The sequence below is a fragment of the Cellulomonas sp. PSBB021 genome, from assembly GCF_002240455.1.
Classification (GTDB): Bacteria; Actinomycetota; Actinomycetes; order Actinomycetales; family Cellulomonadaceae; genus Cellulomonas; species Cellulomonas uda.
This window is the reverse complement of the sequence record NZ_CP021430.1, coordinates 3610488-3625524: the sequence shown is the minus strand read 5'-3', so window position 1 is coordinate 3625524 and position 15037 is coordinate 3610488. Positions and strand designations below refer to the sequence as shown.

15 protein-coding genes are annotated in these 15037 nt (G+C 73.7%); 7 read left to right on the top strand and 8 right to left on the bottom strand.

Features of this window, described 5'->3' with window-relative positions; translation table 11 throughout:
- Positions 1 to 29 precede the first annotated feature (29 nt).
- The 3 genes from istB to CBP52_RS16640 are packed head-to-tail and all read right to left on the bottom strand — an operon-like array spanning position 30 to position 2985.
- Positions 30 to 788, bottom strand: a complete 759-nt coding sequence (gene istB, locus CBP52_RS16650; RefSeq protein WP_094180903.1) for an IS21-like element helper ATPase IstB — start codon at positions 786 to 788, stop codon at positions 30 to 32.
- Entirely contained in the window at positions 785 to 2035 is a 1251-nt protein-coding gene (gene istA / locus CBP52_RS16645) for an IS21 family transposase (RefSeq protein ID WP_094180904.1), read from the bottom strand. The genes istB and istA overlap by 4 nt, the downstream gene beginning before the upstream one ends.
- Before the next feature lie 50 nt (positions 2036 to 2085).
- Entirely contained in the window at positions 2086 to 2985 is a 900-nt protein-coding gene (locus tag CBP52_RS16640; protein WP_157732700.1) for a serine/threonine-protein kinase, read from the bottom strand.
- A gap of 1074 nt (positions 2986 to 4059) precedes the next feature.
- On the opposite strand from CBP52_RS16640, the gene CBP52_RS18615 reads away from it, so the two are divergent.
- Positions 4060 to 5001, top strand: coding sequence for a glycoside hydrolase family 11 protein (locus CBP52_RS18615; protein ID WP_304441727.1), 942 nt, complete (start codon positions 4060 to 4062; stop codon positions 4999 to 5001).
- A gap of 185 nt (positions 5002 to 5186) precedes the next feature.
- Here the strand turns inward: CBP52_RS18615 and CBP52_RS16630 are convergent, their stop codons facing one another.
- The gene (locus CBP52_RS16630; RefSeq protein WP_232514560.1) at positions 5187 to 5657 is read right to left on the bottom strand and encodes a hypothetical protein; all 471 of its coding nucleotides are present in this window, start codon (positions 5655 to 5657) and stop codon (positions 5187 to 5189) included.
- Positions 5658 to 5898: 241 nt separating this feature from the next.
- Between CBP52_RS16630 and CBP52_RS16625 the strand changes: the two genes are divergently transcribed.
- Both CBP52_RS16625 and CBP52_RS16620 read left to right on the top strand, forming a co-directional pair.
- Positions 5899 to 6390, top strand: coding sequence for an OsmC family protein (locus CBP52_RS16625; RefSeq protein ID WP_094181898.1), 492 nt, complete (start codon positions 5899 to 5901; stop codon positions 6388 to 6390).
- Between the two features lie 5 nt (positions 6391 to 6395).
- Positions 6396 to 7181, top strand: coding sequence for a hypothetical protein (locus CBP52_RS16620; RefSeq protein WP_232514559.1), 786 nt, complete (start codon positions 6396 to 6398; stop codon positions 7179 to 7181).
- A 31-nt stretch (positions 7182 to 7212) separates the two neighbouring features.
- On the opposite strand, the gene CBP52_RS16615 is transcribed toward CBP52_RS16620, so the two are convergent.
- On the bottom strand, positions 7213 to 8205 hold the full coding sequence (locus CBP52_RS16615) for an aldo/keto reductase (protein WP_094181897.1): 993 nt from the start codon (positions 8203 to 8205) through the stop codon (positions 7213 to 7215).
- A gap of 86 nt (positions 8206 to 8291) precedes the next feature.
- Here CBP52_RS16615 and CBP52_RS16610 point away from each other — a divergent pair, with 86 nt between their 5' ends.
- The 3 genes from CBP52_RS16610 (at position 8292) to rocD (ending at position 10976) form a co-directional block, all read left to right on the top strand.
- Entirely contained in the window at positions 8292 to 8717 is a 426-nt protein-coding gene (locus CBP52_RS16610) for an SRPBCC family protein (RefSeq protein ID WP_157732733.1), read from the top strand.
- Positions 8718 to 8882: 165 nt separating this feature from the next.
- Positions 8883 to 9719, top strand: coding sequence for a dimethylargininase (gene ddaH / locus CBP52_RS16605; protein WP_094181895.1), 837 nt, complete (start codon positions 8883 to 8885; stop codon positions 9717 to 9719).
- A 33-nt stretch (positions 9720 to 9752) separates the two neighbouring features.
- Positions 9753 to 10976, top strand: coding sequence for an ornithine--oxo-acid transaminase (rocD, locus tag CBP52_RS16600; protein ID WP_094181894.1), 1224 nt, complete (start codon positions 9753 to 9755; stop codon positions 10974 to 10976).
- 165 nt (positions 10977 to 11141) lie between these two features.
- Here the strand turns inward: rocD and CBP52_RS16595 are convergent, their stop codons facing one another.
- Complete coding sequence (locus CBP52_RS16595; protein ID WP_157732699.1) at positions 11142 to 12515, bottom strand: hypothetical protein; 1374 nt, start codon at positions 12513 to 12515, stop codon at positions 11142 to 11144.
- Positions 12516 to 12661: 146 nt separating this feature from the next.
- Between CBP52_RS16595 and CBP52_RS16590 the strand changes: the two genes are divergently transcribed.
- Positions 12662 to 13111, top strand: coding sequence for an Lrp/AsnC family transcriptional regulator (locus CBP52_RS16590; protein ID WP_094181892.1), 450 nt, complete (start codon positions 12662 to 12664; stop codon positions 13109 to 13111).
- 103 nt (positions 13112 to 13214) lie between these two features.
- Here the strand turns inward: CBP52_RS16590 and CBP52_RS16585 are convergent, their stop codons facing one another.
- Positions 13215 to 14204 carry a universal stress protein gene (locus CBP52_RS16585; protein ID WP_094181891.1) on the bottom strand — a complete coding sequence of 330 codons (990 nt, stop codon included), beginning with the start codon at positions 14202 to 14204 and terminating at the stop codon, positions 13215 to 13217.
- A gap of 115 nt (positions 14205 to 14319) precedes the next feature.
- The gene (locus CBP52_RS16580) at positions 14320 to 14829 is read right to left on the bottom strand and encodes an HNH endonuclease (protein WP_094181890.1); all 510 of its coding nucleotides are present in this window, start codon (positions 14827 to 14829) and stop codon (positions 14320 to 14322) included.
- Between the last annotated feature and the right edge of the window lie 208 nt (positions 14830 to 15037).

The window sequence follows — 15037 nt, the reverse complement described above, 5'->3', positions numbered from 1 at the left end:
TTGAACTTTGACCCCCCTGATGGTCTTGACTACTTGGTCTTGCGGTGGGCGCGTGTGCGGTAGGAGTCACCGTCCAGGGGGATGACGTGGGCGTGATGGACGAGGCGGTCGATGGTCGCGGCTGCGACGACGTCGTCGCCGAGGGTCTCGCCCCAGCGGGAGAAGGGCAGGTTCGAGGTCACGATCACGGACCCGGTCTCGTAGCGGGACGCGATGAGCTGGAAGAACAGGGCGGCTGCGGCTGGGTCGAACGGCAGGTAGCCGACCTCGTCGATGATCAGTAGCCGGTAGCGGTTCAGGCGGCGTAGCTCGCGCTCGAGGTTGCCGCGCTCGTGGGCGTCGCTCAGGCGGGTCAGCCAGCCGTTCGCGGAGTCGAACGCGACGGGGAACGCGGCTTCGGCGGCTTTGATGCCCATCGCGATCGCGAGGTGGGTCTTGCCGGTCCCGGGTGGCCCGAGCAGCACGACGTTCTCTCGGCGTGCCACGAACGTGGTCGTGGCCAGGTGCGCGATCACGTCCCGGGGTGCGGCCGGCAGGTGTTCGAAGGTGAAGTCCTCCAGGGTCTTGACTGCGGGGAAGTGCGCGGCCGAGATCCGCATCCGGGTGCCGTTCGCGGTTCGGGAGGCGACCTGGCGGCCCAGGACGGCGGCGAGGTATTCCTCGTGGGTCCAGCCCTCGGTGCGGGCCTGGTCGCCGAGGGTCGCGAACGTGTCGGCGATCACGGGGGTCTTGAGCTCACGGGCGCAGAACGTGATCTGCCCGGCGGTGTCCTTGCCGGTGGCGCTCACCGCACGACCTGCAGGTTCGGGCGCGGGGCGGGGACGGGCAACGCGAACATCTCGTCGTAGTCGCTCAACTCCCGCAAGCCCACGTCCGTCGCGGTGACGGGGCCGCGGGTCGCGGCGCAGCGGTCCTTGAACGCGGTCCGCAGCTCAGCGGCGGCGGCGACGTGCGCGGGGTCGGTGATGACCTGCCGGGACGCCCAGGACCGGGCGTGGTCGGCCACGACCTGCCCCGCGCACGTGACCATGACCCGGTCCAGCCCGGGATGGATGTCCACGAACCGGCCGATGACCTGCGGGTCCACCGAGTAGTCGTTGCCCGCGACCCGCACGTAGTAGTCCCGCGCCAGGCGCACCCGCAGCGGTGGGGCGCTCGTCGGCGCGACCGGTGGCAGGGCCCCCATCGCGGCGAGGTCCGCGCCGAGCAGGTCGACCGGGCGGGCGCCGGTGGCCCGCACCTTGCGCTCGTTCGCGCGCGGCAGCCACGCCGCGAGCTGGGCGTTGAAGTCGACGCCGCCGGTGAACGAGCGCCCGGGCATGAACGAGGTCTGCAAGTACTGGTTGGCTCGCTCGACGACGCCCTTGGCCTCCGGGTCCCGGGCCGCGGTCTGATAGATCCGCGTCCCCAACGTCCCGGCGAACGTCCGGGCGGGCAACGTCAGGCGCTTGTGCTGACCGATGCCCGCCTCGTTGTCCCAGACCAGCGTCTTGGGCACCGCACCCAGACCGGCCAGCAGCTGCCACATCCCGGCCAGCAGGTCCCCCGACAGCCGCGAGGGCAGCATGACCGCCATCACGAACCGGGAGTACGCCGCGACCATCGTCAGCACCGGCGGCGCGATCCACGCCCCGGCCCCGTCGGGGATCACCTTGGCCGGGAACCACAGGTCGCACTGCACGATATGCCCGGCCGCATACGTCGTGCGGTCGGCGGGGTCCGCGCCGCGGAACAACGGGCGCAGCAACGCGACCCGGGCCCGCAGCACCGAAGACGAGCCCGTCCACCCGACCCGCTCACCGATCACCGTCGCGGGCATGTCCGGGAACTGCCCGAGCAACTCCCGGATCGCCGGCTCGAACGCATCGACCGCCGAACCCGCAGGCTTGCGGTGGTACTTCGGCGGCTCGTGCGCGGCCAACGCGACCCGCACCGTGTTCCGCGCGATACCCAACCGGCGCGCGATCGTCTTGATCCCCAACCCCTCAGCTCGATGCAGCCGACGGATCTCAGCCCAGTCCTCCACAGTGATCACTCCTCCACTCTTCAGCGAAGGGGGGTCAACATTCGCTCGGCGCCAGGGGGTCAGTCTTCACGCGGCATCGACAGCGCCCTCGCCGCACTCCCGCGCGCGTGCGCCTCGGGGCTGAGCAGTCGCGTAGCCACGCCGCGAAGCGGCTCGGGAACCCCCTCCGGCAACGGGGGAGCACCTGCTGCCACGATCGTCAACGCCTGAGCTCGTGGGACGCGCTCGTTCCGGGGGCCAAAGAAGGGGTGCTTCTGGGTCAGTAGAAGGTGGAGCACGCATCCGAGTGCCCACACATCGGCGGCCTTGCGTGCCTCCTCGCCGCGGATCTGCTCGGGTGCCATGAAGGGCAAGGTTCCGAGCAACTGCGGGTACGTCGTCAGGGCGTCGACATCGAGCTGCTTCGAAAGGCCCAGGTCCAGGAGCACAGGGCGCGACCAGTCCCCGCCGCGCAACGCGATGTTCTCCGGCTTGATGTCCCGGTGGGCCGTGTTGGTCTCGTGCAGCGCGACGAGCCCCCGAAGGACGCCGATCCCAAAGGCGTGAACCTGCTCGTGAGTAGGCCAGGATCCAGCCGAGATCGCAGCAGCCACGTCCCCGCCCTCGACATACTCGAAGACCAGCACCGCCCGCTCCTTGCCAGCGAGCGGCACCAGCCCGGCTGTCAGCAGCCGCACGACGTGCTCGGACGAGGTCCGCTGCAAACCCTCCGTCTCTCGGGTCAGCCTTGCGGCCGGGTACCCCTCGCGGTAGATCACCTTGGCCGCGGCTTCGCCCGTCGCCACGAGCGGGGTTCCGCTCACGTGCCACGTCTCTCCGAACGCTCCTCGACCGAGCGGGCGCGCGGCGTGGCACCCAAATGCGCGTTCCACGTCAGTACTCGCAAGCACCGGGGTGTACGGCGCGCTCAACGGGGCGAGTTCGAACCAGAACTCGGCGTCGATGTCATCTACAGGCATGGGGCACCTATCGGGGAAGGTGGGCAACCAACAGATACCACCGACCACGGCCACCGCGCGCACGTACGCGCTGATCACAGCGCTATCGGTCGAAGAGGCGGCGAGGCCGGTCGTCCGCCTCCGCCGACTCCCTGGCGCAGCGTGACCTTCAGTACCGACTCGGCCTTCGGTAGTGCAGCCCGTTCGCTCCGGGCGAGAGGAGCGGCCTTCCCCGAGGCCTCCCAGCACGAAGTCGGCAAGCCGGGCGACCTACACAGCGCCCCGACCCCGATGGCCTCACGCCGCCCGAGTGCTGCTCATGTCAGTCCACGGCGGCTTCCTGTCGATTCTCGCGGGGTGCCCCCAACGGCGTCGGCGACCTCTGTCTGTCGGAGACGACTGTTCGCCAACAGGACCGCGATGTACCACCCGAGCAGCCAACGCCATCGAGCGATAACGCGGCCCGCCACGGAAGGACCACTCCAGTTGCACCGCGACGCGCCACGACAGCCATCCGGCGCAAGAAGCAACCCCAACAGGCTACTGACCTGCGCCGTCACGCTTCGACTCGCCGCACCACTCCGTGCCCACCGCAGTTGCGTTATGAGAATGGGCGAAGCGCGTTATGGGGCACTCACGCACATGGGCCCTGATCAGGACCTCGATCATTTGTGCCAGGTCCCCAGGCGCTCGGGCCGGGGCCCGGGCTGCCGCGTGCGACGCGGGTCGCGGCGGCGCAGGCCAGCCTACCGGCCCGACGGCCGGGGCTTTGGCGGAGTGCCACGGTGCGCAAGAGGGACGACGGTTGCACGGGTGAGCGGACGGGCCGAAAGATAACCGGTTCAGCGCACGAAAGTGCACGTCCGACATCTTGACCATCTCGGACCATCGGGCACACACTCGGCAGGCAAGGCCCTGCAGGGGAAGGTCCTCGGGCAGGTCATCGGTGTGGATCGACAACTGAAGCCGCAGGTCAGGGGCTCAGAAGGCGGTGACAGGCCGCCACGTCTCCCCGATCCACGATTCCGCACGAAGGAGTGCAGAATGACCGCAAGTTTCGCAACTCTCCGGCGTCCGAAGCACCGTCGTCGCTCCGTGAAGCAGCTCGTCGCGGGCGTGGCCGTCGCTGGTCTCGTCGGGACGGGCCTGGCGATCGCGCTGCCGGCGTCGGCAGCGGTGACGACCAACCAGACCGGCAACAGCGGCGGGTACTACTACTCGTTCTGGACGGACTCGCAGGGCACGGTGTCGATGGAGCTCGGCTCGGGTGGCAACTACTCGACGTCCTGGCGCAACACGGGCAACTTCGTGGCCGGCAAGGGCTGGCAGACGGGGTCGGGCCGCGCGGTGTCCTACTCGGGGCAGTTCAACCCGTCGGGCAACGCCTACCTGACGCTGTACGGGTGGACCACGGGTCCGCTGATCGAGTACTACATCGTCGACAACTGGGGCACGTACCGCCCGACGGGCACGTACATGGGCACCGTGAACTCCGACGGTGGCACGTACGACATCTACCGCACGCAGCGCGTGAACCAGCCGTCGATCCAGGGCACGGCGACGTTCTACCAGTACTGGTCGGTGCGCCAGCAGAAGCGCACGGGCGGCACGATCACGGCCGCGAACCACTTCAACGCGTGGGCCTCGAAGGGCATGAACCTGGGCACGCAGAACTACCAGATCCTCGCGACCGAGGGGTACCAGTCCTCGGGCTCGTCGAACATCACGGTGTCCGAGGGCTCGGGCGGCGGCGGCAACACGGGCGGCGGCGGCAACACCGGCGGTGGCGGGTCGTGCACGGTCTCCGCGACGAAGACGCAGGAGTGGGGTGACCGGTTCAACGTCACCTACACGGTCTCCGGCTCGAACAGCTGGACGGTGACGGTGTACCCGTCGAACGGCCAGTCGATCCAGAACCACTGGAACGCGAACCGCAACGGGAACACGTTCACCCCCAACGGCTCGGGGAACACGTTCGGCGTGACCTACTACAAGGGTCCGAACAACGTGAACTGGACGCCCAGCGCGTTCTGCTGACACCCGCGCACCACGCAGGGGCGAGGCCGCACCAGCGGCCCCGCCCCTGCGTGTGTCAGCGCACCAGACCCATCGGCGACCGCGCACGTTCGGGAGCGGGTGCGCACGTCCGGCGGGCGCACCCGGAGCGGAACGTGCGCGGTCGCCGGGCGGGGTCGGCGGGGTGTGGACGGTGGCGGGAGCGGTCAGGCGGGTGGGGGTGTGCGGAGCCTGGCGAGGGGGATGCCGAGGATCGCGCGCTCCGGGACGTCCAGGCGGTCCAGGCCCTGCGGGACCTCGGGGAACGTCTCAGGAACCGGGCCGGCCCACACGCGCCACAGGACGCCGTGGCGGTCGTCGCCGTCGCGCGGGAGCTCGTGCACCTCGGGGTGGACGCAGCCGTGCACGACGCCCACCGCGCGCCCACCCGGGAGCCGGGCGGTCAGCTCGCCGGCCCGCTCCGGCGGCACGAAACCGACGATCATGTTGCGCCACACGACGACGAGCGCACCCTCGCGCCCCGGCTCGAGCTGGAGCTCGGCCGGCACCGGCACACCGCCGACCCGGTCCATGCCCAGGACCTGGACGATCGCGCGCTGCAACGCGGGTGCCTCGGCGATATGGAAACCGTCGTCGACCTCGATCGTCACGCGTTCCTTGCGGCGCCAGAGCTTCACGGCACCAGCCTGCCACGCCCCACGTCTCGTCCCGCCGGGCCTCGGCGGGACGAGACGGGACGAGGCGGGACGGGACGTCAGTCTCGCGCGTGCGGGGGTCGCTCGGCATGCGCACCTGCACCACACCGTCCGACGCGTACCGGCACCGCGCGCCGGGCACCAGCGCAGCACCCCGGACATCCGTGGCCGGTGCGCGGTCGCAGCCCCCGCGCGCCGACGCGCACCGTGCGAGGATCGGCTCATGACGAGCCAGACGCCGGTCCCTGACGCAGTCGCCCCCGCGCCCGCGCCGATCCCCGCGCGCGAGCCCGCCAACGCGGGCGGCACGCGGCTGTGGGTCGAGCGCACCGGCTCACGCCGGTATGTGGGTCGCAGCTCGCGCGGCGCGAGCGTCGAGATCGGGGACATCTCCTACGAGGGCGCGTTCACGCCCGGCGAGCTGATGAAGGTCGCGCTCGCAGGGTGCTCGGGGCTGTCGTCGGACGCCGCGCTCGCGCGCCGCCTCGGCGACGACGTGCCCGTGACGATCGAGGTCGAGGGCCTCGCCGACGACGCCGAGGACCGCTACCCGGCGCTCGCCGAGCGGCTCGTCGTCGACCTGTCCTCGCTCGACCCGGCGGCGCGCGAGCGCCTCCTGACCGTCGTGCACCGCGCGATCGACCAGCACTGCACGGTGGGCCGCACGCTCACGGCCGGCGCGACGGTCGACCTCACGGTCGTCGGGGAGCGCTGAGCGCCGTGCCGCGCATCGTCGAGGAGGCCCTCGCCCGGGCGGTCCAGCTGCCGTCGAGCGCAGTGCACCAGCACGTCGCGAGCCTGCGCCGGCGCAACCCCGAGGCGACGCCCGAGCAGCTCGTGCGGCTGCTCGAGAAGGAGTTCCTGGTGCTCGTCGCGAGCGCCGGCGGCGCCGTGGGTGCCGCGGCCGCCGCCCCCGCGGTCGGCACAGGCGTCGCGCTCGTGCTGACCGCGAGCGACGTGGCGACGTTCTTCAGCGCGTCCGCCGCGTACGTGCTCGCGGTCGCGTCCGTGCACGGCATCGAGGTGGAGGACGTCGACCGGCGCCGCGCGCTCCTGCTGACCGCGCTGCTCGGCGAGTCCGGCGCCAAGGCGCTGACCGACATCACCGGCCTGGGCGCGACGAACGTCGCACGGCTGCTGCTCACGCGCATGCCCGTCGCGACCGTGAAGAAGGTCAACACGACCCTCACGCGGCGCATGCTGCGCAAGCAGCTCGCCAAGCAGTCGGGGCTGTTCTTCGGGCGCCTGCTGCCCTACGGGATCGGCGTCGTCGTCGGCGCGTCGGGTGGACGTGCGCTGGGCCGCGAGGTCATCGCGGGCACCCGCAAGACGTTCGGTCCCGCACCGGCGACGTTCCGCGACCCGGTGGAGCTGCCCGCGCAGCCCGTGCACGTCGAGCTCACGGCCGACGCGGCAGGGGGCACCCCCACGACGCCGGACGTGCCCGAGCTGCCCGCGGGTCCGACCAGGCGCCGCCGCGGCCTGCCGCGCCTGGGGCGCGGCTGACCCACGACGGCTCAGCGGGCGGCGGGCAGGGTCACCAGCGGTCGTGCACGTGGGCGCGGATGCGCTCGTCGTAGATCGCCGCGAACCGCTCCTGCAGCTCGGGGGTGAGCGGTGCGAGGTCCGCCGCACCCGCGTTGCCGCGCGCCTGCTGCGGGTTGCGCGCACCGGGGATCACCACGGACACGCCGGGCTGGTCGATGATCCAGCGCAGCGCGAGCTGCGCGGTCGTCGCACCGGCGGGCGTGAGCGCCGCGACCTCGCGGGCCGCCTCCACACCGACCTCGTACGGCACGCCCGAGAACGTCTCACCGACGTCGAACGCCTCGCCGTGGCGGTTGAAGCTGCGGTGGTCGTTCTCCGCGAACGTCGTCGTCGCGTCGTACTTGCCCGAGAGCAGGCCGGACGCGAGCGGCACGCGCGCGATGATCCCGACGCCCGCCTCGACGGCGGCGGGCAGCACCTGCTCGAGGGGCTTGCGGCGGAACGCGTTGAGGATGATCTGCACCGTGGCGACGTGCGGGCGCGCGATCGCGGTGAGCGCCTCGTCGACGGTCTCGACCGAGACGCCGTACGCGGCGACGCGGCCCTCGTCGACGAGCGTGTCGAGCGCGTCCCACGTGGACTCGCGCGAGTACACCTCGGTGGGCGGGCAGTGCAGCTGGACCAGGTCGAGCGTGTCGACGCCCAGGTTCTCGCGGGAGCGGTCGTTCCACGCGCGGAACGCGTCGAGCGTGTACGCGTCGGCCACGTGCGGGTCCGCCCGCCGGCCCATCTTCGTCGCGACCGTCAGGCCGGACGCGGCGCCGCCGCGCGACGCGACGAACTTCCCGACGAGGCGCTCCGAGCGCCCGTCGCCGTACACGTCGGCCGTGTCGAGGAACGTCACCCCGGAGTCGACGGCCGCGGAGAGCACCTCCAGCGCGGTGTCCTCACCGACCTCGCCCCAGTCCGCACCGAGCTGCCAGCAGCCCAGCCCCACGACCCCGACCTGTCGTCCCGTCCGCCCCAGCGCGCGCGTCTGCATGGGACGAGGCTAACGTCGCGGGAGCACGTTCCCGAACCGACGAGGAACCGACGAGGAGGGTCACCACGTCCGCCGCCCGCGCGTCCCTGACCCTGCCCGTCCCGGCCGACGAGGCGTGGGCGCTGCTCGTCGACGCACGCAACCACGCCCGGTGGATCCCGTGGACGACCGTCACGACCGACGGCCCGCCCGCGGTCGGGGGACGCGTCGAGGCCCGTACCGCGCGCGTGCTGCTGGACCGCATGACGATCACGCGCCTGGACCCGCCCGTGGACGGCCGCGCGGGCGTCGCGGGCTTCGAGAAGCGGGGTCCGCTGCTCCTGGGGCGTGCGCTCATCGCGGTGCGTGCCGACGGGGACGTGGCGCGGGTGCTGTGGCTCGAGGACGTGCACCTGGCCGGCCTGCCGCCGGCGCTCACGCGCGTGGTCCTGCGCCCCGTGCTCGCGGGCATGGCCGCCCTGGCGCTGCGCGCGGTGCGGCGCGAGCTGCGCGGCGCGGGCCGGTCCGCCTGAGCCGGGGCGGCGCAACAGATCGTTCGCCGACGCTCGTCGTACGCAACAGATCACGCACAGGTGCGCAAGCGCCGTTCATCGGTTGCGCGGCGCCACGCCTCTACGCTCGAACCGACCACGGCCTCATGCGCCGCGAGACCCGCCGTCCCCGAGCCAGGGAGCACCATGACCGCCTCCGCCCGACGAGCACCCGGCCGTACCGACCGCCACTACCTCATGTGCGAGCCCGTGCACTACACGGTCTCCTACGAGATCAACCCGTGGATGGACAAGACCCGGTACACCGACGTGGAGCTCGCCCTGCGGCAGTGGCGCACGCTGCGGGACACCTACCTCGACCTCGGGCACACCGTCGAGCTCATCGACCCCCTGCCCGGCCTGCCGGACATGGTCTACGCGGCGAACGGCGCGACGGTCGTCGGCGGCGTCGTCTACTCCGCGCGGTTCCGCTACCCCGAGCGTCAGCCCGAGGGCCCCGCGTACCAGAAGTGGTTCGCCGACCGCGGCTACGTCACGCACACCGCCGCGCAGGTCAACGAGGGCGAGGGCGACATCCTCGTCGTCGGCGACCTGATCCTCGCCGGCACCGGGTTCCGCACCGAACGCGCCGCGCACGCCGAGGCGCAGGAGCTGTTCGGCCGCCCGGTCGTCAGCCTCGAGCTCGTCGACCCGCACTACTACCACCTGGACACCGCGCTCGCGGTGATCTCGTCGGACCCCGCCTCGCCGCAGATCGCGTACTACCCGCCCGCGTTCTCCGCGGGCAGCCGTGCGGTCCTCGACCAGCTGTTCCCCGACGCGATCCACGCGACCGCCGCCGACGCGGCCGCGCTCGGCCTCAACGCCGTCTCCGACGGCGAGCACGTCGTCGTCGCCCCCGGCGCACGCGACCTCGCCGCCGCACTGCGCGAGCGCGGCTACACGCCCATCGCCGTCGACACGAGCGAGCTGCTCAAGGGCGGCGGCGGGGCCAAGTGCTGCACCCTCGAGATCCGCGCCTGACCCGCTCGCGGACCTGATGCGAAGGAGCGCGCGATGACCGCCACGACCACCGCCGTCAGCCGGCTCGCGCGCAACTACGCGCCCCTGCCCGTCACGCTCGTCGCGGGCGACGGCGCGTGGGTCACCGACGACGAGGGCTGCCGGTACCTCGACCTGCTCGCCGGCTACTCGGCGCTCAACTTCGGGCACCGGCACCCCGCCCTCGTCGCCGCCGCCCACGCACAGCTCGACCGGCTCACCCTCACGAGCCGCGCGTTCGACCACGACCTGCTGCCGCGGTTCGCCGACGCGCTCGCCGGGCTCGTCGGACCGCTGCTCGCCTCGGGACCGTCGGGCGGCGACCCGCTCGTCCTGCCCATGAACACGGGCGCCGAGGCCGTCGAGACCGCGATCAAGGCCGCGCGCAAGTGGGGTTACGAGGCACGCGGCGTCGCACCCGACCGCGCGACGATCGTCGTCGCCGCCGGGAACTTCCACGGCCGCACGACGACGATCGTGTCGTTCTCCGACGACGCGGACGCGCGCACCGGCTTCGGACCCTTCACCCCCGGCTTCCGGACCGTGCCGTTCGGCGACGCCGCCGCGCTGCGGGCCGCGCTCGACGAGACCGTCGTCGCCGTCCTGCTCGAACCCGTGCAGGGCGAGCACGGCGTCGTCGTCCCGCCCGACGACTACCTGCCCGCCGTGCGCGCCGCGTGCGACGAGGCGGGCGTGCTGCTCGTCGCCGACGAGATCCAGTCCGGGCTCGGCCGCACCGGTCGCACGCTCGCCTGCGAGACGTGGGGCGTGCGGCCCGACCTCGTGACGCTCGGCAAGGCGCTCGGCGGCGGGATCCTGCCCGTCTCCGCCGTCGTCGGACGCTGTGACGTGCTCGGCGTGCTCACCCCCGGCACGCACGGCTCGACGTTCGGCGGGAACCCGCTCGCGTGCGCGGTCGCGCTCGCCGTGGTGGACCTCCTGGCCCCGGGCGACGTCCAGGCCGCGGCGGGCGCGCGCGGGCGCGAGCTCGGCGCCGCGCTCGACGCCATGGCCGACGAGGGGCTCGTCACCGGCTACCGGCGGCTGGGCCTGTGGGCGGGGCTCGACGTCCCGCACGGCACCGGCCGGGCCGCGTGCGAGGCGATGCTGCGCGAGGGCGTGCTGGCCAAGGACACGCACGGCCGGACGCTGCGCCTGGCCCCGCCGCTGACCATCTCCCCCGCGGACCTCGCCGAGGCCCTCACCCGCACCACCACGGCCCTGCGCACCCTGTCCTGACCACCCCCGCCTGACCACCCGCCCCGCCCGACCGCTCCCCGCCCCGCCCGCCTGACCACCTCGCCCGGCCGCGCTGCCCGGGCCGCACGCCGACGACCCCGTTATTGCTCCGGGAATGGACGGTCGGAGCCGGAAGAACCGCGGGGTCGGCGGGGGTCGGGGCCGTCAGCGGAACAGGACCGCGCCGAACAGCCAGCCGCTCTGCGTCGCCGCGCCCACGTACATCGTCGACACGTCCGTGCGGCGCATCTGCTTGTCGTGGCTCGGCGAGTGCGCCCACGCCTGGACCAGGTACGACGCGGTACTCGTCCCCACGCAGCCGACGATGTTGTCGCCGCCCGAGTGCCAGATCCCGCCGCGCGTGCCCATGTCGAGCGCGTGCGACGTGAGCGAGCCGGACCGCGCGACTCCGAGCTTCGGCAGCCCCAGCGACGCCCGGTAGGAGTTGATCGCGGCGCCGAGCGTCGACGCGCTCGCCTCACGCGCCCCGGACCCGCCCGTGCCCGAGCACACGAGCCCGCCCGCGGGGATCCCGCGCCGCACGGGCGCCGAGCCGGCCCCGGGCCCGGTGGTCGTCGTGCGCGGGGGCGCAGCCACGCGCTGGCGTGCGCGCTGGGCCGCCTCGGCGGCCTTGCGCTCGGCCTCGGCCGTCTGCCAGGCCTTCTCGCCGTCCTGCGCGGCCTTCTGCGGTGCGACGAGCCCGGCCCGCGCGGTGCGCAGCGCGTGCAGGCTCGCGGCGCCGTCGGCGGCCGTGGTGCGGGCCGTGTCGAGGGCGCGCTGCAGCGCGGCGCGTGCGTCCGCCGGGGCGTGCGTCGTCGCCGCGAGCGCCGCGGTCGCGGTCTTCAGCGCGGCGGTCAGCGCGCCGGTCTCCGACGACCGCGCGTCCGTCCACGTCGCGACCTCCACGCGGGCGCCCGACGACGACGGCGCGTCGACCGCCGCCGTGACGGCGTCCACGCGCGCACGGGCCTCGGCTCGCGCGACGTCCTGGCGGTGCGCGCGGTCCTGCGCGACCCAGCCACCCGTCGCGGTCGCGACGAGCGCGACGACGGCCGCTCCGGCGACGACGCGCAGCGCGCGCCGGTGCGCGGGCGGCGCGGTCACCGGCCGGTGCAGCACGTCCGCGACCTCCACGCCGCCGCGCGGGACACCGGCCGCAGGCACCACCCGGGGGGTGCCGTGCGGGGTGGCCTGGCGGTCGCCCTGCCGGGTGCCCTGGAGGTCGTCCTGCGAGGTGGCCTGGGGGTCGCCATGCGGGGTGGCCTGCGGCGCGCCCTGGCCCTCGACCGCCGGCGCCGGGCGCGGCGTGACGAGACCGGTCGGCACCTGGCGGGCAGGGGTCGTCGAGCCCGGCGTCCCCGCTGGACGCTGGGTGGGCAGCGTCGGCGCGGGCGCACCCGTCCGCGCGGAGCGCGGCGTGGGAACGGGGTGGAACGACGGCACAGCGCGCTGGCGGGGCAGCACGGCGGGCGGTGCTGCCGGCGGCCGGGCAGCCGTCGCGCCGTCGGACGCGTCGTTCGCTGACGTGGGCTGGTGCACGCCGTCCCTCCCGTCGCATTCGTGCCGAACATCCTGCAATGGCATCGGCACGCCCGCCTCCCGACTGAAGCCGTGCGCGGAACTCCCCGACCAGCCGCTCGCTCGTCGGCGGACCACCCGCGCCGCGTTCGCGGGATCATGGGCGCATGACCGACCCCCTCGACGCGGCGATCCTGCGCGTCCTCGCGGCCGACGCGCGTGCGACGTACGCCCAGATCGGCGCCCAGGTCTCGCTCTCCGCACCCGCGGTGAAGCGCCGCGTGGACCGCATGCGGGACGACGGCGTGATCCGTGGGTTCACGGTCCGGCTCGACCCCGCGGCGCTCGGGTGGCAGACCGAGGCGTTCGTCGAGATCTACTGCCAGGGCTCGACGAGCCCGGCGACCATGCGTGCGGCGGTCGAGCAGTACCCGGAGGTCGTGGCGGCGAGCACGGTGACGGGTGACGTGGACCTCGTCGTGCAGGTCCGGGCGCGGGACATGCGGCACCTCGAGCAGGTGGTGGAGCGGCTGGCGGCGGAACCGTTCGTGTCACGCACGCGCTCGACGGTCGTGCTCTCCGCGCTGGTGCGCCGCCCGGACGTCACGCCCCTCTGAGGCCGCCGCGCCCCGGGGCCGGCGGCGGTGCGGGGTCAGCGGCTGTGCAGGGTCACCGGCGGTGCAGGGTCACCGGCGGTGCGGGGTCGCACGTCCGCGCGGGTCAGGCGTCCGCGGGGTCGGTCGTCGGCTCGACGGGGTCGGCCGGGTCGGGCGTGGCGGACTCGTCGTCCAGGTCCTCGGCGCGGCTGCCCACGACCATCACGGGGCACGACGCGTGGTGCAGCACCGCCTGGCTCGTCGAGCCCAGGAGCAGCCCGCGGAACCCGCCACGGCCGCGGGACCCGAGCACCAGGAGGTCGCACGCGGTGGAGAACTCGGTGAGCAGCTCGGCGCCCGTGCCGTCGAGCGCGAACCGGCGCACCTCGACGCCGGTCCCGGCGACCGCGCGGTCGACGACCACGTTGAGCCCCTCGGTCATGTCCCCGAGCACCTGCTCGTGGTCGACGGTCGAGGGCAGCCACGCGAGCAGCCCGGTCATGGACCCGACGGGCACGCCCGACACCGCCGTGAGCTGCGCGCCCCACGCGCCGGCCTCGTCGATCGCGTAGCGCAGCGCGCGCTCGGCCTGCGGGGAGCCGTCGACGCCGACGACGATGCGGCGCACGGGCGGGACGGGCGGCACCTCGGAGTCCTCGGGGAGCTGGTGGCCCTGCGCGTCGCGCAGCGGCACGACGACGACGGGGCAGTAGCCGTGCGCGGGCAGCGCGGAGGACACGGTGCCGAGCAGGCGGTCGGCGAACCCGCCGCGTCCGCGCGTGCCGACGACCGCGAGGCGCGCCTCGCGCGACAGCTCGACGAGCACGCCCGCGGCGTCGCCGGTGTGGACCTTGGCGGTGACCGGGACCCCGCGGTCGGCGACGCGCGCGGACGCCTCCGCGAGCACGGCCGCGGCACCCTCCTGGATCGCGGTGTCGTCGAGCGCGGCGTACCCGCCGTCGAGCGAGGCTGCCGCGAACGAGGGCAGCGCGTACGCGCACACGAGGTGCAGCCGCCAGCCGCGGCGCGCGGCCTCCTCGACCGCCCAGTCGAGCGCGTAGAGGCTGGCCGTCGACCCGTCGACCCCCACGAGGATCACGTCGTCGCGCGTCATGTGCCCTGCTCCTTCGCTGGTGCTGCCCGGGTGCCCTCCCTCAAGTCAACACCAAGCGTTCCTCAAGAGCGAGGCGCTCCCCCGCCGACCGCGTGACGTGCCGTCCCCGCCGCCGTCAGGCGACCGAGGCGTCCGCCCAGCCGAGCAGGTACGGCTCCCAGTCGGGCTGCCGCACGTGCACCGTGTGGCCGGCGAGCGGCCCGCGGGGTGCGCGCGGCGTGAACGGCAGCTCCCAGCCCAGCTCGGACAGCAGGCGGTCGGCCTTGCGGTGGTTGCACCGCGCGCACGCCGCGACGACGTTCTCCCACGCGTGCGGCCCGGACCGGCTGCGTGGCACGACGTGGTCGACCGTGTCGGCACGTCCGGCGCAGTAGGCGCACCGTTCGTGGTCGCGCGCGAGGACCGCACGGCGCGTGATCGGCACGTGCGACCGGTGCGGGACGCGCACGTAGCGTTGCAGGCGCACGACCGACGGGGCGACGACGCTGAGCCGCTCGGAGTGCAGGACGGTCGCGCCCGGCCGCTCGACGACCGCCTTCTCCAAAAGGAGCAGGAGCACCGCGCGCCGCACGGGGACCACGCACAGCGGCTCGTAGGAGGCGTTGAGGACGAGCGTGCCGCTCACGGGCGCCCCCGTCGCCGGACGCGCGCCCGCGCGCCCCCTGGTCCGTCTCCTGATGTGGCGACTGTCGGCGGCACGGCGCCCTCCCTGCGTGGTGGGACGGACCTGGCTGGCCCGTCCGAGGAGCTTCGGTGCGCGATCAGAGTAACCACACCTCGCGGTGCGGGGACACGACGAAGCCCCGGCGACACCAGGTGTCGCCGGGGCTTCG